General features: G+C 33.2%; 21 protein-coding genes. 19 read left to right on the forward strand and 2 right to left on the reverse strand.

Features of this window, described 5'->3' with window-relative positions:
* The 5 genes from ACQKCJ_RS14290 to ACQKCJ_RS14310 form a co-directional block, all read left to right on the forward strand.
* The coding region (locus tag ACQKCJ_RS14290; RefSeq protein ID WP_427402261.1) for a gliding motility-associated C-terminal domain-containing protein at positions 1-2,742 on the forward strand (2,742 nt) is incomplete at its 5' end.
* Between the two features lie 47 nt (positions 2,743-2,789).
* Positions 2,790-3,722 carry a PorP/SprF family type IX secretion system membrane protein gene (locus ACQKCJ_RS14295; protein ID WP_271337148.1) on the forward strand — a complete coding sequence of 311 codons (933 nt, stop codon included), beginning with the start codon at positions 2,790-2,792 and terminating at the stop codon, positions 3,720-3,722.
* Positions 3,723-3,733: 11 nt separating this feature from the next.
* Positions 3,734-5,668: an OmpA family protein gene (locus ACQKCJ_RS14300; protein WP_427402262.1), complete on the forward strand. Its 1,935-nt coding sequence runs from the start codon at positions 3,734-3,736 to the stop codon at positions 5,666-5,668.
* Positions 5,669-5,915: 247 nt separating this feature from the next.
* Entirely contained in the window at positions 5,916-7,922 is a 2,007-nt protein-coding gene (gene ligA, locus ACQKCJ_RS14305; protein WP_271337150.1) for an NAD-dependent DNA ligase LigA, read from the forward strand.
* Positions 7,909-8,604, forward strand: coding sequence for a lysoplasmalogenase family protein (locus tag ACQKCJ_RS14310; RefSeq protein ID WP_271337151.1), 696 nt, complete (start codon positions 7,909-7,911; stop codon positions 8,602-8,604). The genes ligA and ACQKCJ_RS14310 overlap by 14 nt, the downstream gene beginning before the upstream one ends.
* On the opposite strand, the gene ACQKCJ_RS14315 is transcribed toward ACQKCJ_RS14310, so the two are convergent.
* Positions 8,590-9,501, reverse strand: a complete 912-nt coding sequence (locus ACQKCJ_RS14315; RefSeq protein ID WP_427402263.1) for a bifunctional metallophosphatase/5'-nucleotidase — start codon at positions 9,499-9,501, stop codon at positions 8,590-8,592. The two genes, ACQKCJ_RS14310 and ACQKCJ_RS14315, sit on opposite strands and share 15 nt — an antisense overlap.
* Positions 9,502-9,642: 141 nt before the next feature.
* Positions 9,643-10,422 (reverse strand): 5'-nucleotidase C-terminal domain-containing protein, encoded by a 780-nt coding sequence (locus ACQKCJ_RS14320; RefSeq protein WP_271337153.1) that lies wholly within the window; start codon positions 10,420-10,422, stop codon positions 9,643-9,645.
* Positions 10,423-10,469: 47 nt separating this feature from the next.
* On the opposite strand from ACQKCJ_RS14320, the gene ACQKCJ_RS14325 reads away from it, so the two are divergent.
* The 14 genes from ACQKCJ_RS14325 (at position 10,470) to ACQKCJ_RS14390 (ending at position 25,244) form a co-directional block, all read left to right on the forward strand.
* Positions 10,470-10,982, forward strand: coding sequence for a DUF6913 domain-containing protein (locus ACQKCJ_RS14325; RefSeq protein WP_271337154.1), 513 nt, complete (start codon positions 10,470-10,472; stop codon positions 10,980-10,982).
* A gap of 16 nt (positions 10,983-10,998) precedes the next feature.
* On the forward strand, positions 10,999-11,880 hold the full coding sequence (gene dapA, locus ACQKCJ_RS14330) for a 4-hydroxy-tetrahydrodipicolinate synthase (protein ID WP_271337155.1): 882 nt from the start codon (positions 10,999-11,001) through the stop codon (positions 11,878-11,880).
* A gap of 136 nt (positions 11,881-12,016) precedes the next feature.
* The gene (locus ACQKCJ_RS14335; RefSeq protein WP_271337156.1) at positions 12,017-12,811 is read left to right on the forward strand and encodes an outer membrane protein assembly factor BamD; all 795 of its coding nucleotides are present in this window, start codon (positions 12,017-12,019) and stop codon (positions 12,809-12,811) included.
* Positions 12,812-12,820: 9 nt separating this feature from the next.
* The gene (locus ACQKCJ_RS14340; RefSeq protein WP_089350958.1) at positions 12,821-13,141 is read left to right on the forward strand and encodes a DNA-directed RNA polymerase subunit omega; all 321 of its coding nucleotides are present in this window, start codon (positions 12,821-12,823) and stop codon (positions 13,139-13,141) included.
* A gap of 9 nt (positions 13,142-13,150) precedes the next feature.
* The gene (gene coaBC, locus ACQKCJ_RS14345) at positions 13,151-14,368 is read left to right on the forward strand and encodes a bifunctional phosphopantothenoylcysteine decarboxylase/phosphopantothenate--cysteine ligase CoaBC (RefSeq protein WP_427402264.1); all 1,218 of its coding nucleotides are present in this window, start codon (positions 13,151-13,153) and stop codon (positions 14,366-14,368) included.
* 68 nt (positions 14,369-14,436) lie between these two features.
* The gene (locus ACQKCJ_RS14350; protein WP_427402265.1) at positions 14,437-15,321 is read left to right on the forward strand and encodes a DUF4835 family protein; all 885 of its coding nucleotides are present in this window, start codon (positions 14,437-14,439) and stop codon (positions 15,319-15,321) included.
* Positions 15,322-15,373: 52 nt separating this feature from the next.
* Positions 15,374-17,026, forward strand: coding sequence for a DNA repair protein RecN (recN, locus tag ACQKCJ_RS14355; protein WP_427402266.1), 1,653 nt, complete (start codon positions 15,374-15,376; stop codon positions 17,024-17,026).
* A 108-nt stretch (positions 17,027-17,134) separates the two neighbouring features.
* Positions 17,135-18,325 (forward strand): enoyl-ACP reductase FabV, encoded by a 1,191-nt coding sequence (fabV, locus tag ACQKCJ_RS14360; protein WP_427402267.1) that lies wholly within the window; start codon positions 17,135-17,137, stop codon positions 18,323-18,325.
* A gap of 126 nt (positions 18,326-18,451) precedes the next feature.
* Positions 18,452-19,450, forward strand: coding sequence for a glycosyltransferase (locus ACQKCJ_RS14365; protein ID WP_271337198.1), 999 nt, complete (start codon positions 18,452-18,454; stop codon positions 19,448-19,450).
* Position 19,451: 1 nt separating this feature from the next.
* The gene (gene coaE, locus ACQKCJ_RS14370; protein ID WP_427402268.1) at positions 19,452-20,048 is read left to right on the forward strand and encodes a dephospho-CoA kinase; all 597 of its coding nucleotides are present in this window, start codon (positions 19,452-19,454) and stop codon (positions 20,046-20,048) included.
* A gap of 59 nt (positions 20,049-20,107) precedes the next feature.
* Positions 20,108-21,691: a sensor histidine kinase gene (locus ACQKCJ_RS14375; protein WP_271337162.1), complete on the forward strand. Its 1,584-nt coding sequence runs from the start codon at positions 20,108-20,110 to the stop codon at positions 21,689-21,691.
* A 3-nt stretch (positions 21,692-21,694) separates the two neighbouring features.
* Entirely contained in the window at positions 21,695-22,411 is a 717-nt protein-coding gene (locus ACQKCJ_RS14380; protein ID WP_072963937.1) for a response regulator transcription factor, read from the forward strand.
* A gap of 691 nt (positions 22,412-23,102) precedes the next feature.
* Entirely contained in the window at positions 23,103-23,849 is a 747-nt protein-coding gene (locus ACQKCJ_RS14385; RefSeq protein ID WP_271337163.1) for a hypothetical protein, read from the forward strand.
* A gap of 3 nt (positions 23,850-23,852) precedes the next feature.
* Positions 23,853-25,244, forward strand: coding sequence for an RtcB family protein (locus ACQKCJ_RS14390; protein WP_427402269.1), 1,392 nt, complete (start codon positions 23,853-23,855; stop codon positions 25,242-25,244).
* The last annotated feature ends 1 nt before the right edge of the window (position 25,245 follow it).

A 25,245-nucleotide genomic window follows, 5' to 3' on the forward strand; every position in this document is an offset into this window, starting at 1 on the left:
TTTGCAAGTATTCAGTTAAACGAATCTAATATCGTTTGGTATACTGCTTTAACTGGCGGAACATTGATTCCAAGTACAACAGCTTTGACAAGTGGCACTTATTATGCGGCTATAAAAGATGCAACATCACTTTGCGAAAGTGCATTGAGACTGGAAGTTGCCGTAATAGTAACAGATCCGGGAACACCAAGTTTGGTAACTGCAGGAACACAAAACTTCTGTCAGTCGACTTTGCCAACTTTTGCAAGTATTCAGTTAAACGAATCTAATATTGTTTGGTATACTGCTTTAACTGGCGGAACATTGATTCCTTCAACAACAGCTTTGACAAGTGGTACTTATTATGCGGCGATAAAAGATGCAACATCACTTTGTGAGAGTGCATTGAGACTGGAAGTTGCCGTAATAGTAACAGATCCTGGAACACCAAGTTTGGTAACTGCGGGAACACAAAACTTCTGTCAGTCGACTTTGCCAACTTTTGCAAGTATTCAGTTAAACGAATCTAATATTGTTTGGTATACTGCTTTAACTGGCGGAACATTGATTCCTTCAACAACAGCTTTGACAAGTGGTACTTATTATGCGGCGATAAAAGATGCAACATCACTTTGCGAAAGTGCATTGAGATTAGAAGTTGCAGTAATAGTAACAGATCCGGGAACACCGAGTTTGGTAACTGCGGGAACTCAGAATTTCTGTCAGTCCACTTTGCCAACTTTTGCAAGTATTCAATTAAACGAATCTAATATCGTTTGGTATACTGCTTTAACTGGCGGAACATTGATTCCTTCTGCAACAGCTTTGACAAGTGGGACTTATTATGCAGCGATAAAAGATGCAACATCACTTTGCGAAAGTGCTGCAAGATTATTGGTAACCATTAGCGTTACAAATCCTGCAACACCTACAACTACATCAATTACGCAGCCTTTCTGCTCAGCAAGTAACCCAACAGTTGCGAGCATTCAGGTAAATGAAAGTAATGTGGTTTGGTACAGTGCACCAAATGGAGGAACTGCAATTGCACCAACTACAGCTTTAGTAAATGGAGATTATTATGCGGCATTAAAAGATGCAACAACTGGATGTGAAAGTAGTATCAGGCTAAAAGTTAGTGTTACTGTTGGAAGTTTAAATGCACCTACAACAAATAACACAGCTCAGAACTTCTGCTCAACTAGTGCTCCAACTATAGCAAGTATTCAGGTAAACGAAAGTAATGTAAGTTGGTTTAATAGTGCTATTGGAGGAACAGCGATTCCAACAGTAACACCTTTAACTTCGGGTACTTATTATGGAGAAATTACAGATTTAACAACAGGATGTAAAAGTGCAACTCGTTTACCGATTACAATTACAATTGTAAATCCAATGGCGACGCCAACGACGAATTCGCTAGCTCAAAACTTCTGTTCTGTAAATGCACCAAAAGTTTCGAATATTCAGGTAAACGAATCTAATGTAATTTGGTATAGCACTTCCACAGGAGGAACAGCAATTCCGTCAACGACAGCCTTAGCAAATGGTACTTATTATGGTGTTGTTTCGAGCGGTTCAGGTTGCGAGAATTTGTTAAGATTAGAGGTGGTGGTGAATGTAAATACACCAATTTTAGTTACTACACCAAGAACATCACAAACATTTTGTCTGTCATCAACGCCAACAATTGAAGATATAGTTGTAAATGAAGCCAATATAGTGTGGTATACTTCAGCAAATGGCGGAACACCATTAGCAGCGAATACACCTCTTATAGCGACAACATATTATGCAGCAACACTTAACAGTACAAATAATGGCTGTGAAGGTGCTTCAAGATTAGGAGTAGCAGTTTCTTTTGATAATGATGCTCAGGTTCCGATCACGACAACAGATGATACACCATGTGTTTTCCAGGGAATCACTTATTCAATTGCCAACGGAAAATCAAATTATGTATGGTCAATTACCAACGGAACAATTACTTCCGGTGGAGGAAATGCAGATGGATCTGTAACAGTTTCTTGGTCTGATGTTGGACCGGGTAAAGTTGAGGTTGCTTATATCAATACATGTAATGAAAGATCAGTAAAATCATTAAATGTTACCGTAGCAACTTGTTCAGATCTAACGATAACCAACACAGTGAGTAATCCTAATCCTAATTTTGGTGATCAGATCACATTTACAGTAACGGTAAACAACATTGGTGAAGGTAATTTCATAAATACAATAGTTAGCGATTTATTACCAAGCGGATTTAATTTGGTAAGTGCAAATACAACTTTAGGTACATATGATTTATTAACTCAACTTTGGACAATTCCAACTTTAAATGCCGGACAAAGTGTAGTGCTTACAATTGTTGCCGAAGTATTGCCTAGTGGTAATTATACAAGTGTTGCAACAGTCGAAATTTCAACTCCTTTAGATGCTGATCCATCAAATAATTCGGCCTCAGTTACTGTTGAGCCAATTTGTTTGACAGTTTACAATGAGTTTACTCCAAACAACGACGGAGCTAACGATTTGTTTAGAATTGACTGTATCGAATCATATCCAAACAACGAGTTGAAAGTATATAACAGATATGGCTCATTAGTATATAGTAAACAACATTATGAAAATGATTGGGACGGAACCGCTAATGTATCCGGAGTTATTAATAGAGGAGATATGTTGCCTACAGGTACTTATTTTTATGTGATAACTATTGGAGATGGAACGGTTAAAAAAGGATGGTTATCTATAATGAGATAAGCAGCCGGTATTAATCATCTAATTAATTAAACTTAATAAGTATCGTTATGAAACTATATATAAAATCAGTAGAAACGTATTTCATTTTAATATGTTCGTTAATCACATTTTGTGCAAGTGCACAACAAGATCCGGAGTACACACAATATATGTACAACACAATGTCCGTAAATCCAGCTTATGCTGGATCTACGGGAACATTAGAAGCAACACTTTTACACCGTTCTCAATGGGTTGGAATTGATGGTGCTCCAGAAACACAATCGTTTTCTATTCACTCACCACTTCGAAACGAGAATATTGGTTTGGGATTAAGTGTCGTAAATGACAAAATTGGTCCATCAAACGAATTGTATCTCGACGGAAACTTTGCTTATTCAATCCCTTTAGGATATGATAAAAGACTGGCGTTTGGTCTTAAAGCAGGTATGAGAATGTTAAACATAGATTGGTCTAAAGGAAGATATTACAATAACAATGATGCTTTATTAAACCAAAACATAAATAATCAAATGAAGATTGCTGTTGGAGCAGGGGTTTACTATTATACAGATAAATGGTACGTAGGATTTTCGATTCCAAGCTTTATTCAAAATGATTATTATGACGACGTTCAGGAATCTATAGATTATGATCGTTTGCATTATTATTTAATGGGAGGTTATGTTTTTGATCTGAATCCTAATCTAAAATTCAAGCCAGCATTTTTAGTCAAAGCAGTAAATGGCGCACCACTTACTGCTGATATTTCGGCGAATTTTATGATTGCAGAAAAATTTGTAATAGGAGGTTCTTATCGAACAGATGATTCGGTAAGCATATTGGCAGGTTTTCAAATATCCAGAAGTTTTTATATCGGATATGCTTTTGATTACACCGTAAGTGATTTGAACAAGTACAATGATGGAACGCATGAAATTATCTTGCGTTACCAATTCATGAAAAACCAGAGTAAAATCAGATCTCCACGATTCTTCTAAATACAAAATCTATGAAAAAACTATATATCCTAAGTTTAGTCTTGAGCATTACCTTTGGTTTTGCTCAGACTAATTTAAAAAAGGCCGATGCATTGTTTAGAAATTATTCTTATGCAGATGCTTCTAAAGCCTATGAAGAATGTTTACAGAACATAAAGAATCCATCAGCACAAACAATTAAAAATGCAGCAGATTCTTATTATTTTATTTCTGATGCCAGAAATGCACTCAAATGGTACAAAAAATTATACGAGGTACAAGGCAATAATTTAACAGACATCTACTATCTGCGCTACATTCAATCTATGAAAGCAGTAATGGATTATGACGATGCAGACAGGATTACAAAAGAATATCTCAATAAAAAAGGAGATCAAAAAGAGATCAATCGATATGTTGCTCAAAAAAAACAATTAGACAGTTTAGCTAAAGCAAAGTCTCTTTATGAAATTAAAAATTTGGATATCAATACCAGTAAATCAGATTTTGGCGCGACTTTTTATTTAGATAAAATTGTATTTACATCAGCAAGAGATACAACAAGGTTTGGCGAGAAACTGTATAACTGGAACAACCAGCCTTTTTTAAATTTGTATGTTGCCGAAAGAAATCCTGCTGATGGAAGTTTGTTTAACGAAAAATTGTTTATCCCTAATGTCATGACCAAATATCATGAAGCAACAGCCAGTTTTGATGCCAGCGGAAAAACAATGTATTACTCATCTAACATAATCAAGAAAAACAAGCTTGTTATTGATGAAAATAAGATCAACAACTTTCAAATTCTTAAAGGTTCGTTAGTGAATGGGAAATTAGAAAATCCACAAAAAGTTTTCTTCGATAATGACGACTATTCTGTTGGACACCCTTCTTTAAGCGACGATGGCCGATGGCTTTTCTTTGCATCAGATATGCCGGGTGGTTATGGTGAAACGGATTTATATGTAGTAAAAATTGCAGAGGACGGGACAATGAGTTCTCCTCAAAATCTGGGACCAAAAATCAATACTATTGGCAATGACCTTTTTCCATTTTTCCGTAACGGAATACTTTATTTTTCTTCAGACGGGCATTACGGATTAGGAGATTTAGATGTATATGAAAGTACCTTTTTATCAGATGGAACTTTTTCGGCACCACGAAATTTAGGAGCACCAATAAATAGCAATAAAGACGATTTTACTTTTGTAATTGATAAAACAGGCACCTATGGTTATGTTTCTTCCAACAGAGCAGGAGGTAAAGGCGATGACGATATTTATTCTTTTACAAAAGCACTACCAACTTGTAATCAGAATATTTCAGGTAAAGCAACAGATAGAAAATCAAAATTACCATTGACAGATGTTACAGTTGTTGCTTACAACTCTTATAACGACATTTTAGCAGAAACAAAAACAAATTTCGAAGGTAAATATGTAGTAACCGTTCCTTGTAATAAATCAGTTCGATTAGTCGCTACAAAAATGAATTACAGTAACGACGAAAAAACAGTAGAAACCACAAAGGAAAACGAAATAGATATTACCAATGTTGATTTTGAACTGAGTAACTACGATGATTTGGTAATTAAAAAGAAAGGAGTTGAAAAAGTAGATGTAAACCCAATTTATTTTGATTACAACAAACATGATATTACACCTGCAGCTGCTGAAGAACTGGCAAAAGTAGTTTTCATTATGCGAAAATTTCCTAATATCCGCATTAAAATAGAATCGCACACGGATTCCCGCGGAAAAGATTCCTATAACCTAAAACTTTCTGATGAAAGAGCCAAATCAACAAGAGATTATATTGTCTTGCAGGGAATCGACGCTTCAAGAATCGAAAGTGCAATAGGTTACGGTGAAAGCCGATTAATTAATAAATGTAAAAATGGCGTAAAATGTACTGAAGAAGAACATTTATTAAACAGACGCTCAGACTTTATCATTATTCAAAAGTAGTTTGAAAGTAATATTCTTATAATTTGGGGATTATTAGAATAAGGCATAAAACGAAGAGACCATTTGGAAGTTGGTTTTGTTTAATTCTTTTTAAGAATAATGGGCAAGAAGAAAATCAAGCTGCATCGTTTTGCAGCTTGATTTTTGATTTTATAAAAGTTTTGGTTTTTACTGTTTTTGAACAAAAATAATCCTAATTTTGATGTTCAGTTATTCTAAATCACAACCTCCAGTATTTTTATATTATATGAGTATTCAAGAAACCATTCAGACTTTAAGAGACGAACTTAATCAACACAATTACAACTATTATGTGTTAGATAATCCCACAATTTCTGATTATGACTTTGATATAAAACTAAAAGAACTTCAGGATTTAGAGAATAAACACCCTGAATTTTTTGATGAAAACTCACCAACACAAAGAGTAGGAGGAACCATAACGAAGAATTTTAAAACGATTGCACATCAATACAGAATGTATTCTTTAGATAATTCTTATTCTAAAGAAGATTTGCTCGATTGGGAAAACAGAATTCAGAAAGTGCTGGGTAATGTAGATTTACAATATACCTGCGAATTAAAATATGACGGAGCATCGATCAGTATTACCTACGAAAATGGTAAATTGGTACAAGCCTTGACCCGTGGAGATGGATTTCAGGGAGATGATGTTACCAATAATATTAAAACCATAAAATCGATCCCGTTACAATTAAAAGGAAATTACCCGGAGCGATTTGATATTCGAGGCGAAATTATATTGCCTTTTGCAGGTTTCGAAAAAATGAACCAGGAATTAATCGAAATAGGAGAAACACCTTATTCGAACCCAAGAAATACAGCATCCGGAAGTTTAAAATTACAAGACAGTGCCGAGGTCGCAAAACGTCCCTTAGAATGTTTATTGTATTTTGTAACCGGAAATAATTTGCCATTCTCATCTCAGTTTGAAGGTTTGGAATCTGCCAGAAAGTGGGGATTTAAAGTTCCTGGAGAAGCAAAATTGGTCAATAGCATGCAGGAAGTTTTTGACTTCATTGATTATTGGGACCTACACAGACATAATTTACCATATGAAACAGATGGAGTAGTTGTAAAAGTAAACAGCATACAGCATCAGGAAGAATTAGGGTATACCGCAAAATCACCACGTTGGGCAATAGCTTATAAATTCAAATCAGAACAAGTCTCTACCATTTTAAATTCGATCACTTATCAGGTTGGCCGTACCGGAGCAATAACGCCCGTAGCAAATTTGGCACCCGTACAATTGGCAGGAACGATTGTAAAAAGAGCCTCTTTGCACAATGCAGATCAAATAGAGAAATTAGATATCAGAATAAATGATACCGTTTTTGTTGAAAAAGGAGGAGAAATTATTCCAAAGATAATTGCCGTAGATTTAGAGAAACGTCCAGAAAATTCAGAACCAACCAAATACATCACACATTGCCCGGTTTGTGAAACCGAGTTGAAAAGAAATGAAGGAGAAGCCAACCATTATTGTCCTAATTTTTACGGATGTCCACCACAAATTATAGGCAGAATCCAGCATTATATTTCAAGAAAAGCAATGGATATTGAAGGTCTTGGCGGCGAAACAGTGGCATTGCTTTACAAGAACGGTTTAGTTCATAACTATGCTGATTTATATGAGTTGAAAGTAGAAGATATTTTGCACTTAGACAGAATGGCAAAAAAATCTGCTGAAAACTTAGTAAATGGTGTCGAGAAATCTAAAGAAATTCCGTTCGAAAGCGTTCTTTTTGCTTTAGGAATTCGTTTTGTTGGAGAAACAGTCGCTAAAAAATTAGCCAAGCATTATAAAAATATCGATGCACTAAGTCAGGCATCCCTAATGGATTTGATTCTGGTAGATGAAATAGGAGAACGAATCGCTAAAAGCGTAATAGAGTTCTTTGAAAATGAAGAAAATCAAAAAATTATTCAACGATTAAAAAGTTATGGAGTTCAGTTCGAGATTGTAGAAAAAGTCAATCCAAACGCTACAGACAAATTCATTGGAAAAACATTTGTAGTATCAGGAGTTTTTAGCCAGTTTTCAAGAGATGAGCTAAAGAAAACCATAGAAGATAATGGAGGTAAAGTAGGAAGTTCGATTTCAGCAAAAACTGATTTCGTAGTAGCCGGAGATAATATGGGACCTGCAAAATTAGAAAAAGCCAATAAATTAAATATTCCTATCTTGTCAGAAGAAGATTTTATAAACAAAATAAATGAAAGCGAATAAACCGTCTTTGATTTTATTCTTTTTAGCCCTGCTTTGTACAATCATTTTTGATTGGACGGAGCAGGATTTTTTTGCACTATATGCCAAAGCAATAGTATTGCCGGCAATCTTTATTTATTTTTTGATAAGCAATGAGTTTAAAATAGGAAAAACCGAAACGCTAATTTTTATTACCTGTTTTATAGGTCAGGTCTTTGATTTGATGGATGTCGAAATTTCTGAGATTGGTGGGGTAGTGTGCTTCTTGATCGTATACCTTTTAATCATAAAACTTTATATACACGAGCATGAAAAAATACAACTGCAGAGAAAAGATATTTTACCCGTTTCTATCGTCGTAATATTTATAGCATACTTATTAATATCAGTCCTAAGCCTGCAATTTGATAATATTAAAAAGTTTCACGGATTGTATATTTTCTACGGGATCGTATTAAGTATTTTAAGTTATTTTTCGTTCGTAAACTATATAACAAAAGGAACACATATAACACTGTTAATGTCATTGATGGCCATTTGCTACATATTTTCGGATATTTTCTATATTTTCAATGAATACTTTTCCTATTCCGTGGTTCTCGTTATAATTCGCGATGTAACACAAATTTTGGCTTATTTCTTTATGGTAGAATACTTTCTCGAAAAAGCCAAAATTCATAAAAAGTTATTACACAATAATTGATCTCCCTTGGTTACTGTACGCTTTGTCCTTATCAAAATAGAAATCTATTCGCCCTAAATTAATACCATAACAACCCACCTGATTCACCAATACATCCTGCCCCGCTTTATTCTTTACAATAGTTGGTTTATCCAGAAAAGTATGAGTATGTCCGCCAATAATCAAATCAATATCCTGAGTTTGCTCCGCTAATTTTAAGTCACAAATTTTAGAAGCATCATCTTTGTATTTGTATCCTATGTGCGACAGGCAAATCACCAAATCACATTTTTCCTCTTTTTTCAATAATTGCGTCATGTCCTGAGCAACTTCTACCGGATCATTATAAACAGTTTCCTTATAGTTTAGTTTGTCTACTAAGCCCGCAAGCTCAATACCTACACCAAAAACACCAACCTTAATTCCGTTTTTATTAAAGATTTTGTACGGTTTTACAAGACCATCCATTACAGTATTCTTAAAATCATAATTTGAATTAATAAATTCAAAAGTTGCATGAGGCATTTGAGCATACAATCCATCTAGACCATTGTCAAAATCATGATTTCCAATAGTCGATGCATCATATTTCATCATACTCATCAGCTTGAACTCAAGTTCACCACCATAATAATTAAAGTAAGGCGTTCCCTGAAAAATATCCCCGGCATCTAATAAAAGCACATTTGGATTTTCCTGACGAATAGTTTCTATAAGTGCCGCTCTGCGAGATACACCACCTTTGTTTGGATTACGGGGATCATCAGCAGGAAAAGGATCGATGTGACTGTGAACATCGTTAGTATGTAGAATCGTTAAGTGTTTAATATCGTTAGTTTCAAAACTGCTTAATGACAAACCTAAACTTAATAAGGCAGTACTTGCAGCTGTTTTTTCGATAAATTCTCTTCTTTTCATTTTGTATGTTTTTTGCGAAAACGCTTATAATTTTGCTAATAAAAGATTTTTTTTGATACTAATTCAGTTCAAATTAGTGTTTCGTTTACCAGATAGAATTAGTGTAAATTCCTGTAATTTGTGGCAAACTTTTTTTGATTTTTATTCTTCCGTAATTCTGATATCTTTTGCCACCGGAATAGTATCAACAGATTTAAAATAATCAATCAATACATTTCGAAGCTTATAGTTCAAATCAAATTTCTCAACACCTTTTGCGAAAAAAGTCATGCTGTCACCACCATTCGCCAGATAATCATTCGTAGCTACATAATATATCTTGTTAACATCAAGAGGTTTTCCCTGAATCAGAATGTTTTTTGCAGTATTATCTTTTGCTATCGTAAAAGTCATTCCTGATAAAGGATGAGGCTTTTTCTCCTTAATAATATAAGCAGTCATTTCCAGAATTTGTTCTCCTTTTAAAGCTATGACAACAAGATTGTTTTCAAATGGCATAATTTCATACGCAGTTCTAGTAGTAACATTTCCTTTAGGAAGGATGGCACGAATTCCGCCATGATTTAAAAAACACAGATCGATGCTTTTTTTCTCACGAGCTTTAAAAACGATATTTCCTCTTTCTACACAAACATCAGCCAATAAGTTTCCAATACTCGTTTGCCATTTCCCCGTACTCTTGTCAAGAGTTTCAGGACAATAGGCCAAAACGCTGTCTAAATCCTTATTGATATGATCGCGATAAGGTTTAATAAAATTTTCGATTGCAGGAGTTTCTGCATCTTTCTCCGTGATTGGAAGTTGTTTTCCTTCTATCTTCGTCAGATTGTAGTTTTTCTGACTGCAAGAAGTTATAAAAAAAAGTGTTAAGAATATAACAAAAAGTTTTAAAAATCCGTTATACTTTTTTAGTTTTACCATCTTAAATGCGACTTAAATAATTAATTTTGTAATCTGGCAAAAGTACTATGTTTTTAAATTATATAAAGGAATTTTTTGTAAAAAAATCATTAAAAAATAGCCTCGATAATGTTAAAAAGGAAGTATTTACCAGTAATATACAAACAATTGGTTTACTGATTGATGAAAGTAGTTTTCAGCATTCAAAACAACTCGTTAACGAACTTGTTTTGCAGGGGATAGCTCCTGAGAACATAAAGATTGTTGCGTATAGAAGTAAATTTAAAGAAAAACAAACCTATTTGATCCCTACTTTTGGTAAAAAACATATCAATTGGAACGGAGAGATTGCAACGGTTTTTTTAAATGAATTTATTGAAACAGAATTTGATCTTTTGATAAGTTATTACAGCATCGAAACAGGTATTTTGATGATGATAACCAGCAAATCAAAAGCGAAGTTTAAAGTGGGATTTGCAGCCGTAGATAAAAATTTGAATCGATGGATGATCAACACCACTATAGAGAATTATAAACTTTTCGTTACTGAATTGTTTAAGTATTTAAAGAGTTTAAAATAAAAATATAAATTAGAATATGCAATCATTAATAGGAACCGGTGTTGCGCTAGTCACTCCATTCAAAAAAGACTTTTCAGTAGATATTCAGGCTTTACAACGCATCGTTAATTTTTCGATAGACGGAGGAGTAGAATATCTTGTAGTTATGGGTACAACAGCAGAAAATGCTACCTTGACACAAGCCGAAAAAGAATTGGTTATTACTACTGTAATCGATACCAATAAAGGAAGATTGCCTTTAGTTCTTGGAGTTGGAGGTAATAATACCATGCAAATAGTTGAGGAATTAAAAACTGGGGATTTTTCAGCTTTTGAAGCCATACTTTCTGTTTCTCCTTATTATAACAAGCCAACACAAGAAGGAATATATCAGCATTTCAAAGCCATAGCCGAAGCTTCTCCAATTCCTGTAATTTTATACAATGTTCCCGGAAGAACATCAAGCAATATGTTGCCCTCTACGGTAATTCGTCTTGCAAATGATTTTGAGAATGTTGTAGCAATAAAAGAAGCAGCAGGAGATGTGGTACAGGCGATGCAATTGATTAAAAATGTACCAAAAGATTTTCTTGTAATTTCAGGAGATGATATGATCGCATTACCAATCGTTTTAGCAGGTGGAGCAGGAGTGATTTCAGTGATTGGACAAGGTTTTCCGAAAGAATTTTCAGAAATGATTCGCTTGGGATTAAATAAAAAAGTAAATGAAGCGTTTAAAACCCAATACTTTTTGTCAGATTGTATTGATATGATTTTTGAGCAGGGAAATCCTGCCGGAATCAAGCAAGTTTTTCAAGCCCTTGGTATTGCTGACAACACAGTGCGTTTGCCGTTAGTAAGCGTAGATGATTCATTGGCAAACAGGTTGAATGAATTTGTAAAAAACAGCATAAAATAACAGTGAGATTGCCGGTATTTTAATATACCAAAAAATATTTTGTAGTAGCTAAATTAATAACTAAATTTGCCACCGGAACTTCGGTGTGATTTTGCTTTGGCATAATTGTCTAAGAAATCATAATAAAAGTAAGAAAATGAAAAAAATAGTATCTCTATTAATTGTTGTTGTCCTTTTTTGTTCTTGTAGTGAATATCAAAAAGCATTGAAAAATGAAGACGTTGCAGCAAAATTTGAAGTGGCAACCAAGATGTATGAAGCTGGAAAGTATTCGAAAGCCATACGTCTTTTTGAACAATTAGCTCCTTCGTATAGAGGAAAGCCTCAGGCAGAGAAACTGTTTTATATGTTTTCGCAATCTTACTATAAATCAAAACAGTACTATTTAGCAGGTTACCAGTTCGAAAGCTTTGTTTCGGGGTATCCTCGTAGTGAGAAAGTACAGGAAGCTGCATTTTTAGGAGCATTCAGTTATTCAAAATTAGCTCCGGTTTATAGTTTAGATCAAACAGATACATTAAAAGCCTTAGAGAAATTTCAGGCCTTTATAGATAATTACCCAAACTCAGAATACATTGCTCAGGCAAATGAAGTTGTGAAAGTTTTGAATGGTAAACTAGAGAAAAAAGCATACGAAAATGCAAAAGGATACAATACCATATCTGATTATAAATCGGCATTGATTGCATTTGATAACTTTATCGCTGATTATCCGGGAACACCTTTTAAAGAAGATGCCCTGTTTTATAAATACGATTCAGCATATAAATTGGCAATAAATAGTGTTCCTTCAAAAATGGAAGAACGTTTAAATGTTGCAAAAGTAGCATATGCTAACTTAATTAAGTTTAATAGCGCTACAAAATACAAAAAAGAGGCAGAAGAAATGAATGCCAGAGTTGAGACAGATTTACAAAAATTTACTAAATAAAATAAAGTCATGGATTTAAAAAAGACGAATGCTCCTGTAAATACAATAACTTACAATAAAACAGTTATTGAAGAGCCAACAGGAAATGTGTATGAAGCAATTACCATTATGGCTAAAAGAGCAAATCAAATTAATTCTGAAATTAAAAAAGAATTAACTGAGAAATTAGAAGAGTTTGCTACTTATAATGACAGTCTTGAAGAAGTTTTTGAAAATAAAGAACAAATTGAAGTTTCTAAATTTTACGAAAAATTGCCTAAACCACACGCTTTAGCAGTTCAGGAGTGGTTAGACGGTAAAACTTACCACAGAAGTTCAAATAATAAATAATATAGTATAATGTCAGTTTTAAACGGGAAGAAAATTTTGCTGGGAGTTTCTGGCGGAATTGCAGCGTATAAAACAGCCTCATTAGTACGACTCTTTATAAAAGCAGGTGCACATATCCAAGTGATAATGACACCTGCTTCTAAGGATTTTGTAACCCCACTTACGTTATCTACGTTATCAAAAAATCCTGTACATTCTAATTTCTTTAATCAGGATGATGAAGACGCTGTTTGGAACAATCATGTTGAATTGGCACTTTGGGCTGATCTAATGTTAATTGCTCCTGCGACAGCCAATACGTTATCTAAAATGGCAACTGGAAATTGTGATAATCTTTTAATTGCAGCCTATTTATCTGCTAAATGTCCTGTTTATTTTGCTCCGGCAATGGATTTGGATATGTACAAGCATCCATCGACTTTATCTAATTTTGCTGCTTTAAAACAGTTCGGAAATGTAATGATTCCTGCTGAAAATGGAGAGTTAGCAAGTGGTTTATCCGGTGAAGGCCGAATGGCTGAACCTGAAAATATTATTGCTTTTCTTGAAGCAGATCTGGAGAGTAAATTACCCCTAAAAGGAAAAAAAATATTAATTACTGCCGGACCAACATACGAAGCAATAGATCCTGTACGTTTTGTAGGAAATCATTCTTCAGGAAAGATGGGTTTTGATATTGCTAACCAAGCCGCTAATTTAGGAGCGCAGGTTATTTTAGTATCCGGACCAACCCACTATAAAGCAAAGAATACTTTAATTCAGGTGATTGATGTAGTTTCGGCCCAGGAGATGTATGATGCCTGTCATTTATATTTTAATGACGTTGATGTTGCTATTGCAGCAGCAGCCGTAGCAGATTACCGACCTAAAGTTGTAGCTTTACAAAAGATTAAAAAAGCATCAGAAGAATTCTCGATAGAACTCGAAAAAACAAAAGATATTTTAGCATCACTCGGCACAATCAAAAAGAATCAATTTTTAATTGGATTCGCTTTAGAGACTGAAAATGAAATTGAAAATGCTAAGTTGAAAATTCAGAAAAAAAACTTAGATTTGATTGTTTTAAATTCCTTACAAGATAAAGGAGCCGGTTTTAAAAAAGAAACCAATAAAGTAACTTTTATTGATCGAAATTTTAAAATTGAACCAATGGAATTAAAAACAAAAGAATCTGTTGCAGTTGATATTTTAGAGAAAGTGATTTCGCATTTTTCGAAATCATCATGATTTAGAATAAAAACTAAAAGCAAGGATAGTAAATTCTATTGCGTGCTAAATCAAATATTATCTTTCGTATGAATAAAATAGTTACTCTTTTAGTATTTTTAATTTTTGGCTTCGCACAAGCACAACAGCTAAATTGCACAGTAACCATTAATACAGAAAGGTTGCCTAATCCTAATCAGCAAGTTTTTAAGACACTTCAGACATCATTGTCTGAATTTGTAAACAAAACAGACTGGACAGGTTCAATCCTGAAGCAAAACGAGCGAATCAATTGTTCAATGTATATAACATTGTCATCAAATAATTCAGATCAGTTTTCAGGAACAATCCAGATACAATCGTCACGATTAATTTATAATTCTACATATTCGTCCCCTGTTTTAAATTATAACGATAAAGATTTTAATTTTAGATACACAGAGTACGAACCATTATTGTTTAATCCAAGTACATTCGATTCAAACTTAGTATCTGTGATTTCTTTTTATAGTTATATGATTTTAGCTATGGATGCTGATACGTTTCAGATGACAGGAGGAAATCCGTATCTTGAAACAGCCCAAAATATTGCAAGTGTTGCCCAACAAGGCGGATCAAAAGGCTGGAGCCAGTCTGATGGAGTTCAGAATCGTTATTATTTAATAAATGATATGACCTCGCCAATGTATAGTGATTTACGTCAGGCAATGTTTGAGTACCATAGAGGTTTAGATGGTATGAGTCTGGATTTAAAAGCATCCAAAGAAAAAGTGAAAGCTGCAATAATGATTCTTGGACGATTGAACTCAGTTAAGCCAAATGCCTTTTTGACAAGAGTGTTTTTTGATGCAAAATCAGACGAAATCGTTTCTATATTCTCAGCAGGCCCAAGCATTCCGGTAGGCGATTTGACAGATATGCTTAATAAAGTCTCGCCTTTAAACTCTACTAAATGGTCACAGATTAAATTTTAATTAATTTTCAGATTACTTTCTTTAATAATTTTTATACTTACACAATTCCCTTATGATAACGTCCTTGTCGATTAAAAACTATGCCCTGATTGAAAAACTCACAATCGATTTTTCAAAAGGTTTTTCTATAATTACAGGTGAAACAGGTGCAGGTAAATCTATTATATTAGGTGCAATAGGATTGGTTTTAGGAAAAAGAGCCGATTTAACTTCATTAAAAAATAAAGAGGAAAAATGTGTTATTGAAGCCCATTTTGAAATCTCTAAATACAACTTAAAAGAATTTTTTGAAGCAAATGATCTTGACTACGAAGATGACACCATTATTAGAAGAGAAATTTTACCATCAGGAAAATCTCGTGCTTTTATTAATGATAGTCCCGTAAATCTTCAGGAATTACAAGATTTGAGTTTGTTTTTGATTGATATTCACTCACAGCAGCAAACACAGGAGCTTTCTGACGAAGGTGTTCAGTTTAAGATAATTGATGCTATTGCGAATAATTTTGATACCATTCAATCTTATCAAAAAGAATTAAAATCTTATAAATCAGATAAAACAAAACTTAATGCTTTATTAAAAAAACAAAGTGATTCAGGAAAAGAACAGGAATATAACACCTTTTTATTGAATGAATTGGTTAGTGCTAAGCTGAAATCAGGAGAACAAGAAGAATTAGAGGCTGATTACGAAAAGTTAAACAACGTTGAAATTATAAAAGAAGCGATTGATAAATCAATTGTTATTGCTAATGAAGAACAATTTGGAGTTTTTCATAATCTAAATGAAATAAAAGCTTCATTGCAAAAAATCGCACCTTTTTCTCCCGAGTATCACAATATTTTTGAGAGAATTGTAAGTTTAGCAATAGAATTTGATGATGTTTCAAGAGAAATGCAAAATTCATCTGAAAAATTATTAAATGATCCAGCACAATTAGAACTAGTAAGTCAAAAATTGCAATTAATCTATAATTTACAAAAAAAGCATCAGGTAACTACTGTCGATGAATTAATTGAAATTCAGGCTAATTTAGGAAATGTGCTTCTTGAGTTAGATAATATAGAAGAAGAGATCGCGCTTTTATCAAAATCAATAGAGCAAAAAGGAATTAAGTTAGATGCTTTTTCAGCAACAATTCATCAAAACAGAACCAAAGCGATTCCAGTTCTGTCTCAAAAATTAATTTCGATTTTAGAAACTTTAGGAATGCCAAATGTTCGTTTCAATATGGAGCTTTTGCCATCAGAAACATACTTTCAAAACGGAAAAGACGAATTACAATTTTTATTCTCTGCCAATAAAGGAACTGATTTTGGATTATTGAAAAAAGTGGCATCTGGAGGAGAAATGTCTCGTATTATGTTAGCTGTTAAAGCAATTTTAGCGCAATATTCAAAATTACCAACTTTAATCTTTGATGAAATCGATACCGGTGTTTCCGGAGAAATTGCTATTAGAATGGGAGAAATCATGAAAGAAATGAGTGCAACAATGCAAATTTTTGCTATTACCCATTTACCGCAAATAGCGGCCAAAGGAGATTCTCATTTTAAAGTTTTTAAATCTACAGTTGATGATGATACCCAATCAGAATTAAAGCTTCTGTCTCAGGACGAAAGAGTTATGGAAATTGCTCAAATGTTATCAGGAGCAGTTGTTTCAGATTCGGCTTTAAATCATGCTAAAGCCTTGTTGAACTAAAGAAATAATTTATATTTGTCAACTCAAAGCTAATTAAACAAACGTAAATAAGTTAGTCATTTATCGCAACGATAAAATTAACCCAATCAACGCATAAACAATAAAAATATGATTATAGAACCTAGAATGAGAGGATTTATTTGCTTGACTGCACATCCAAAAGGCAGTGAGCAAAATGTTAAAAATCAAATAGAATATATAAAATCAAAAGGGCCAATTGCCGGTGCAAAAAAGGTATTAGTTATTGGTGCTTCAACAGGTTTTGGATTAGCTTCAAGAATAACAAGTGCTTTTGGATCTGATGCTGCAACTATTGGAGTATTTTTTGAAAAACCACCAGTTGAAGGTAAAACAGCTTCGCCAGGTTGGTATAATTCTGCTGCATTTGAAACAGAAGCTCACAAAGCAGGTTTATATGCAAAAAGTATCAATGGAGATGCTTTTTCAAATGAAATAAAAAGACAAACTCTTGATTTAATCAAGGCAGATTTAGGTCAGGTTGATCTTATAATCTATAGTTTAGCTTCACCAGTTCGTCAACATCCGGTTACAGGAGTTTTGCACCGTTCAGTTTTAAAACCAATCGGACAAACTTTTACCAATAAAACAGTAGATTTTCATACAGGAAATGTTACAGAAGTTTCTATTGCTCCCGCGACAGATGAAGATATCACTAATACTATTGCAGTAATGGGTGGTGAAGACTGGACAATGTGGATCGACGCATTAAAAGCTGAAAATTTATTAGCAGAAGGTGCTACAACAGTTGCATATTCTTATATCGGACCATCATTGACAGAAGCAGTTTACCGTAAAGGTACAATTGGTCGTGCAAAAGATGATTTAGAAGCTACAGCATTCTCAATTACTGATAGTTTGAAATCAATAGGAGGAAAAGCTTATGTTTCTGTAAACAAAGCATTAGTAACACAAGCGAGTTCTGCAATTCCTGTTATTCCTTTGTATATTTCACTTTTATATAAAATTATGAAAGAAGAAGGGATTCATGAAGGTTGTATTGAGCAAATCCAGCGTTTGTTTAAGGAAAGATTGTACTCAGGTTCAGATGTTCCTGTAGACGAAAAAGGCAGAATCAGAATCGACGATTGGGAAATGCGTGAAGATGTTCAGGCAAAAGTAGCAAAACTTTGGTTAGAAGCTACTACTGAAACATTACCTGCAATTGGAGATTTAGCAGGATATAGAAACGATTTTTTGAATCTTTTTGGATTTGAATTTGCAGGAGTGGATTACAATGCAGACACAAATGAAGTTGTTGAAATCGAAAGTATCAAATAGATAAAGAAATTATAATAAAAGAGAAAAACCATCAACCAAAAGTTGATGGTTTTTTTATGAATATAACATACCTTTGTTAAAATTTTGAAATTTAAATATTACCACTCTAATACCGCATATCCCGTTATGATTTTTTCTTTAATTATACCCGTGTATAATCGTCCGGATGAAGTTGATGAACTTTTAGAAAGTTTATCAAAATCTGACTATAATGAAGCTTTCGAAATTGTTCTTGTCGAAGACGGATCTTCAATTCCTTGCAAAGATGTTGTGATGACCTATCAGGGAAAATTGAATATTTCATATTATTTTAAAGAGAATTCAGGACCTGGAGACTCAAGAAATTTTGGAATGCAGAAAGCACGTGGTGATTATTTCATCATTTTTGATTCAGATTGTATCATTCCGCCAAATTATTTGTCAGAAGTCCGAAAAGCATTAAACGCAGATTATGTGGATTGTTTTGGAGGACCCGACAAAGCATTGGATAGTTTTTCTGATATTCAGAAAGCTATTAATTTTGCAATGACCTCCTTTCTTACCACCGGAGGAATTCGTGGTGGCTCTGAGAAGATTAATAAGTTTCAGCCCAGAAGTTTCAATATGGGAATTTCAAAAAAGGCATTCGAAGCATCAAAAGGATTTGGAAACATACATCCCGGAGAAGACCCGGATCTTTCGATACGTTTGTGGAATTTAGGTTTTGAGACCAGACTATTCCCCGAAGCATATGTATATCATAAACGCAGGATAGATTGGGAAAAATTTTCTGTTCAGGTAAATAAATTCGGAATTGCCAGGCCAATTTTAAACAGTTGGTATCCGGAACATAATAAGTTAACCTTCTTTTTTCCTTCAGTATTTATACTAGGTCTATTATTAGCTTTTTTACTATTAATTTTTAATATTGATCTGTTATTACAATTATATTTTGTATATTTCGTTATAATTTTTCTTACAGCAAGTATTCAAAATAAAAGCGTTAAAATTGGATACTTGTCAGTAATTGCAGTATGGAAGCAGTTTTATGGATATGGAACGGGATTTTTAAAATCATTCATAAAAGTTATTCTTTTAAAGAAAAAACCACAAGAGGCTTTTCCTCGTATGTTTTTTAAAGTGTAATATGACTAAAGTTATTGGCTTAACAGGCGGAATAGGAAGTGGTAAAACTACCATTGCAAAATATTTTTCAGCAATGGGAGTTCCTGTGTATATAGCTGATGATGCAGCTAAAAAAGTGATGCAGTCAGAAAGTATTATAAGTCAGATAAAAACAACCTTTGGAGATTCTCTTTTTGAAGATAAAGTTTTAAACAGAGCAAAATTGGCTGAAATTGTATTTAATAATGCCGATAAATTAGCACAACTAAATGCTATTGTACATCCCGCTGTAAAAAAAGATTTTGAATTGTGGCTGGACGAAAATAAAAAGTACAGTTACGTTCTTTATGAAGCTGCAATTTTGTTTGAAAGTGGTCGTTATAAAGAATGTGATGTAATTATAACAGTTACAGCTCCTGAAGAAATTAGAATAGAAAGAGTTGTAAAGCGGGATAATACCACACGCGGGCAAGTTTTAAGCAGGATGAAAATGCAATGGAATGATGAAAAACGCATTTCTTTAAGCAATTTTGTAATTAATAACAGTAATCTTAAAATTGCTAAAGAAGAAGTTGTTAAAATTCTTAAAATTTTAAATATAAAACAAAATCAGTCTTAAATGTTAATATTTGGTTAATGTATTATTTAGTATATTGTTAAAATATTAATTTTGTTGCGATGAATAAATTATTTTTTAGAATACTTGTTTTACTCATGAGTTTGTCCTTAATAGGGATCATTCTGGTACAGGTATATTGGTTCAATTCTTCGTTTAAAAACAACGACGAACAATTTAAATATCACGTTACACAAGTGATTGGAAACGTTGCTGATAAATTAGAACAACAAGAAGAGTATAGCTTTTATGACAAATACAATCGTATAAAAGACAGTACCGGCAAAACTCCAAAGAAAGAAGATCTGTTAGAAGTTCTTTATGTTCAAAGAAATACAAAAACCAATAAGACTATTGTATATTCTAACACACTTACATCAGAAGATTACGATATAAACGGAGCACTATTCAATAAAAAATTCAGTAGTGAGAGATTTAAAAATTTTAGTTCAAAAAGAGTAACTGAAGTTTATAATAACAACGGAATCGATAATAATGGTTTAGGACAAAGTATTATTCCCGATCTGAAAATTGAAAAATCAGGTAGTTTAGACATTCTAAATAAAGTTCAGCAGCAAATTCAATATAAGGATATTGCTTCTTTAACTCCTATAGAAGGAAGAATTACAAAAGATAAACTTCAAAAACTTCTAAAGAAGGAATTAGAAGAATATGGTGTAAATACCAAGTTTGAATTTGGCGTACTTAACAGCGGTCTTGCAACCAAAGTAAAGTCTGATGGGTTTCATTATGACAAAGATGCTAGTTATCATATACCAATTTATACTGATAATGAAGGAAATAGTAAATACGAGTTATTCATTACTTTCCCACATAAAAAGAAATTCTTATTGTCTGAGTTATTGAGTATTACAATATTATCGATAATTTTTACATTAATTATAATAGTTGCTTATACAAGTGCGTTGAATCAATTATTGCGTCAAAAACATATTTCTGAAATCAAAACTGATTTTATAAACAATATGACGCATGAGTTTAAAACTCCAATTGCAACGATAAATTTAGCACTCGATGCAATTAAGAACCCCAAAATTATTGAAGATAAAGAGAAAGTTTTTCGATATCTGCAAATGATTCGGGATGAAAACAAAAGAATGCATGCCCAGGTTGAAAATGTTCTTCGTATTTCTAAATTAGAAAAAAGAGAATTAGATATAACTAAGGAACCAACTGCAATTCATGATATAATCGATGATGCAATTGAACACGTAAATCTAATTTTAGAAGACAGGCACGGAACCGTTGTAAAGCACTATCAAGCTGCAAGAACAACGTGTTTAATCAACGAAGTGCATTTTACAAATGTGTTGGTTAATATTTTAGAAAATGCAATAAAATATTCACCGGATGTTCCTGAAATCGAGATTTTTACAGAAAATGTCAAAGACATGATTCTGATAAAAGTTAAAGATAATGGTCTTGGGATGAGTAAGATAGCTCAAAAAAGAGTTTTTGAGAAATTTTACAGAGAGCATACAGGAGATTTACATAACGTAAAAGGACACGGTTTAGGTCTTGCTTATGTAAAAAGAATAGTAGAGGATCACAATGGTCAAGTATATGTTGAAAGCGAAAAAGGAAAAGGTAGCACCTTTATAATAAAAATACCATTAATAAATTAAAATATGGAAAATAATAACAAAAGAATACTTTTAGTAGAAGATGACCTTAATTTTGGGGCAGTTCTTAAAGATTATCTAATGTTAAATGACTTTGAAGTTACTTTAGCTAAAAACGGTATGGAAGGTTTCGAGAAGTTCAAGAAAGATGTATACGATTTATGTATTCTTGACGTAATGATGCCTTATAAAGATGGTTATACTTTAGCCAAAGAAATTAGAGAAAAGAATAGCGAAGTGCCAATTATCTTCTTAACGGCAAAATCGATGAAAGAAGATGTATTAAAAGGATACAAAGCCGGTGCTGATGATTATTTGAATAAACCTTTTGATTCAGAAGTTTTATTGATGAAAATCAAAGCTATTATTCAAAGAAAATCTGCGGATACAAAAGCGGAACAAGTTCAGTTTGAATTTAACATTGGTAAATTTCACCTGAATTCTAAATTAAGATTTTTAACGTTCGAAAATGACGAACCAATAAAATTATCTCCAAAAGAGAATGAATTGCTTAAAATGTTAATTCTGCATGAAAATGATTTAATGCCAAGAGAATTAGCGTTAACTAAAATCTGGAGAGATGACAACTACTTTACTTCAAGAAGTATGGACGTTTACATCGCTAAACTTAGAAAATACCTAAAAGCAGATGAAGATGTTGAAATCCTTAACATTCACGGTGAAGGTTTCAGATTAGTTGTTAAAAGCAAAGTTGCAGAATAAACAAAATTCACAAAAACAAAAAGCACAAAGCCCTGAGTAATCAGGGCTTTTTTTATGCCTAAAAATAATTAGAATCGAAATCACACTCGTAACTAGACAAAGATTGACAATATTCTTTACGGAATTTCTTGTGTCATTTCTCCTCTATAGAAATGGCAAATATTACTAAACATTGGAATTTGTAATATTGAATTTTTAATATTTTAGGAGCTATTCCTGCTGTCCGCTATATCTTTTTCCGGCTAAAAAGCCAGAAAAAGGATGCCACTTCCATCAGGGCTATGGCTTTAGTATTCAATAAGATAGTTAGGTTTTTAAAAGTTTTAAATTAAGGTTAATTATTTTTTGCATGATTTTTCTTTAAATTAATTAGGAAAATCAAAAAAAAATTTACAATATTTGCACACGAAAAAAAGTAATAACCCTTTAATAACGAAGAAAAATGTTTGTATTTACATTGTCATCTCAAAGCTTCACATCAAATAAATTTGGTGCAGCACTTCTTCGCGGCTTATTTCAATCTTAGAAATTCATTTTTAGATATATAAAAAAGCCCGAAGACATTTAGTTTCGGGCTTTTTTTATTCTAGACACTTCAAATTTTCCCGAATAATCGATTTTGTTATTTATCCGCACGGATAAAATGCTTTAGCCTGTTTTGGCTATTAATTTAATGCACTATAATTTTTTTATGGAAAATTATACAGTACAGGAGTATGCTTTGTGCTCCCGCTTTAAAAATATAAAAGCAAAGAAAAGATTAGTAAAAGAAGATTTTGAAAAACACCTGATTCACTTACGAAAGCTTGAAGTTGATCTCTGGAAAAAATACAGTGATTTACCATTAATTCTATTAGAAATACCTTATCGAAAAGGTTGGCAACGCAATTTTGTGCTAAGAGAGGATATAGCAAGATCAAATGATTCTTCTTTTTATGAAGCTCTATTAGAAAAGATAAATACCTGGCAATATGCATCTGAGAAATCTTTTAAAAGAAAGAAAAAGAGAAAGAGAAAAAATGTATATGCCGAAAAGCTTCAAACAGTAAAAGAGTTTTCAGAATCAGAATGGAAAAGTTCAAAATTAACATTGACCGAAAAAGAGAAAATGCATTTTTATAAACGGGAGCAATGGTGTCCTAATTGTAAATGTTATCATATTCATTATGTATTTAATGAGCCTTGGCGTTATGTATTACGCATTACAGCAAATATGATAACGCACACTAAAATGGTTGATGCAGTTTTGGAAAGCGAAATTAAGATTCTTAAGAATTATGTTATTAATCTTAATGTAAGACACAAAATAAACAAATTAGTAGATGGTTTTTCCTATCGCAATAGATATCATCAAAATGAGAATCCGCGAGAGAAAAACCCAATTAAAAATAAAAGTCAGCATTTATTGTATCAACAATATGTTGACGAAATGATATAAATCATGGGAAATAAATTATCCGGAAAAGACCTTATTAAATTAGGCTTTCCAAAAAATAATTCAATAAACATTGCTTTAGGGCAAATAAATAGATATAGAAAGAGAGAGAAAAAAGAATCGATTCTAACAGAGGCCAAAGACGTTTTGCTTCATCCGGAAAAGTTTGAAGGACACGGAACCTGGGGAAAAGTAGCCGAGGGATTGATAAAACCAGTTCAGGTAAGAATGCACCAATTGAAAACAACGAGAGTTCCTTTTACCATTTTTGGAGAAAATGAAATCGATGAACAAGCCAAATTTCAGTTATACGATTCTTTAAAACTGCCAATTTCAATTGCAGGAGCTTTAATGCCGGATGCGCATTCAGGTTACGGATTACCAATTGGCGGCGTTTTAGCAACAGACAATGCTGTTATACCTTACGGAGTTGGTGTTGATATTGGATGTCGAATGAGTTTATCGATTTTCGATTTGCCGGCTTCACATTTCAAGGGTAAAGAGCATCAATTGCAGGCTATTCTAAAAGACAATACCAAATTCGGGATGAATGAAACACATGCCACGAAAGCCGATCATGAAGTTTTTTATAAAAGCGAATTTAAGGATATTCCGTTATTAAAGAATCTTTTGCCAAAAGCCTATAAACAATTAGGAAGTTCTGGAGGAGGGAATCATTTTGTAGAATTTGGCATTGCTAAAATTGACAATGCTGAAAACGAATGGAAGTTAGGTGTTGGTGAGTATTTTGCTGTTTTATCACACAGTGGTTCTCGTGGTATGGGAGCTAATATTGCCAAACACTATACGTATTTAGCAACAAAACAATGCCCGTTACCAAAGAATGTGCAGCATTTGGCATGGTTGGACTTGAACACACATGACGGTCAGGAATATTGGCTAGCGATGAATCTGGCGGGAGAGTATGCAAAAGCCTGCCACGATGATATTCATAGAAGAATTGCCAAAGCCATAGGAAAGAGAGTTGTAGTAACCATTGAAAATCATCACAATTTTGCCTGGAAAGAAATAGTAAACGGGCAAGAATGCATCGTGCATCGAAAAGGAGCAACTCCTGCTGCTAAAGGTCAATTAGGGATTATTCCAGGATCGATGACAGCTCCGGGATATATAGTGAAAGGAAAGGGAAATACAGAAAGTTTAAACTCGGCTTCACATGGAGCTGGACGTTTATTTTCAAGAGCTAAATGCAAAGCTAGCTTTACTCAAAGTGAAATCAAAAAAGTATTGCAAGCTCATGATGTAACCTTAATTGGCGGGAATATTGATGAAGCGCCAATGGCCTACAAAGACATTACAAAAGTAATGGGAAATCAAACAGATTTGGTTGAAGTTCTGGGAACTTTCACACCTAAAATCGTTAGAATGGACCGATAAA

This window comes from Flavobacterium sp. NPDC079362, assembly GCF_050267765.1.
Lineage (GTDB): Bacteria > Bacteroidota > Bacteroidia > Flavobacteriales > Flavobacteriaceae > Flavobacterium > Flavobacterium azizsancarii.

Bases quoted from the DNA above. Each gene is read 5' to 3' on its own strand.
- ACQKCJ_RS14295 (WP_271337148.1), top strand. From the start codon at position 2,790: ATGAAACTATATATAAAATCAGTAGAAACGTATTTCATTTTAATATGT.
- ACQKCJ_RS14300 (WP_427402262.1), top strand. From the start codon at position 3,734: ATGAAAAAACTATATATCCTAAGTTTAGTCTTGAGCATTACCTTTGGT.
- ligA (WP_271337150.1), top strand. From the start codon at position 5,916: ATGAGTATTCAAGAAACCATTCAGACTTTAAGAGACGAACTTAATCAA.
- ACQKCJ_RS14310 (WP_271337151.1), top strand. From the start codon at position 7,909: ATGAAAGCGAATAAACCGTCTTTGATTTTATTCTTTTTAGCCCTGCTT.
- ACQKCJ_RS14315 (WP_427402263.1), bottom strand. From the start codon at position 9,501: ATGAAAAGAAGAGAATTTATCGAAAAAACAGCTGCAAGTACTGCCTTA.
- ACQKCJ_RS14320 (WP_271337153.1), bottom strand. From the start codon at position 10,422: ATGGTAAAACTAAAAAAGTATAACGGATTTTTAAAACTTTTTGTTATA.
- ACQKCJ_RS14325 (WP_271337154.1), top strand. From the start codon at position 10,470: ATGTTTTTAAATTATATAAAGGAATTTTTTGTAAAAAAATCATTAAAA.
- dapA (WP_271337155.1), top strand. From the start codon at position 10,999: ATGCAATCATTAATAGGAACCGGTGTTGCGCTAGTCACTCCATTCAAA.
- ACQKCJ_RS14335 (WP_271337156.1), top strand. From the start codon at position 12,017: ATGAAAAAAATAGTATCTCTATTAATTGTTGTTGTCCTTTTTTGTTCT.
- ACQKCJ_RS14340 (WP_089350958.1), top strand. From the start codon at position 12,821: ATGGATTTAAAAAAGACGAATGCTCCTGTAAATACAATAACTTACAAT.
- coaBC (WP_427402264.1), top strand. From the start codon at position 13,151: ATGTCAGTTTTAAACGGGAAGAAAATTTTGCTGGGAGTTTCTGGCGGA.
- ACQKCJ_RS14350 (WP_427402265.1), top strand. From the start codon at position 14,437: ATGAATAAAATAGTTACTCTTTTAGTATTTTTAATTTTTGGCTTCGCA.
- recN (WP_427402266.1), top strand. From the start codon at position 15,374: ATGATAACGTCCTTGTCGATTAAAAACTATGCCCTGATTGAAAAACTC.
- fabV (WP_427402267.1), top strand. From the start codon at position 17,135: ATGATTATAGAACCTAGAATGAGAGGATTTATTTGCTTGACTGCACAT.
- ACQKCJ_RS14365 (WP_271337198.1), top strand. From the start codon at position 18,452: ATGATTTTTTCTTTAATTATACCCGTGTATAATCGTCCGGATGAAGTT.
- coaE (WP_427402268.1), top strand. From the start codon at position 19,452: ATGACTAAAGTTATTGGCTTAACAGGCGGAATAGGAAGTGGTAAAACT.
- ACQKCJ_RS14375 (WP_271337162.1), top strand. From the start codon at position 20,108: ATGAATAAATTATTTTTTAGAATACTTGTTTTACTCATGAGTTTGTCC.
- ACQKCJ_RS14380 (WP_072963937.1), top strand. From the start codon at position 21,695: ATGGAAAATAATAACAAAAGAATACTTTTAGTAGAAGATGACCTTAAT.
- ACQKCJ_RS14385 (WP_271337163.1), top strand. From the start codon at position 23,103: ATGGAAAATTATACAGTACAGGAGTATGCTTTGTGCTCCCGCTTTAAA.
- ACQKCJ_RS14390 (WP_427402269.1), top strand. From the start codon at position 23,853: ATGGGAAATAAATTATCCGGAAAAGACCTTATTAAATTAGGCTTTCCA.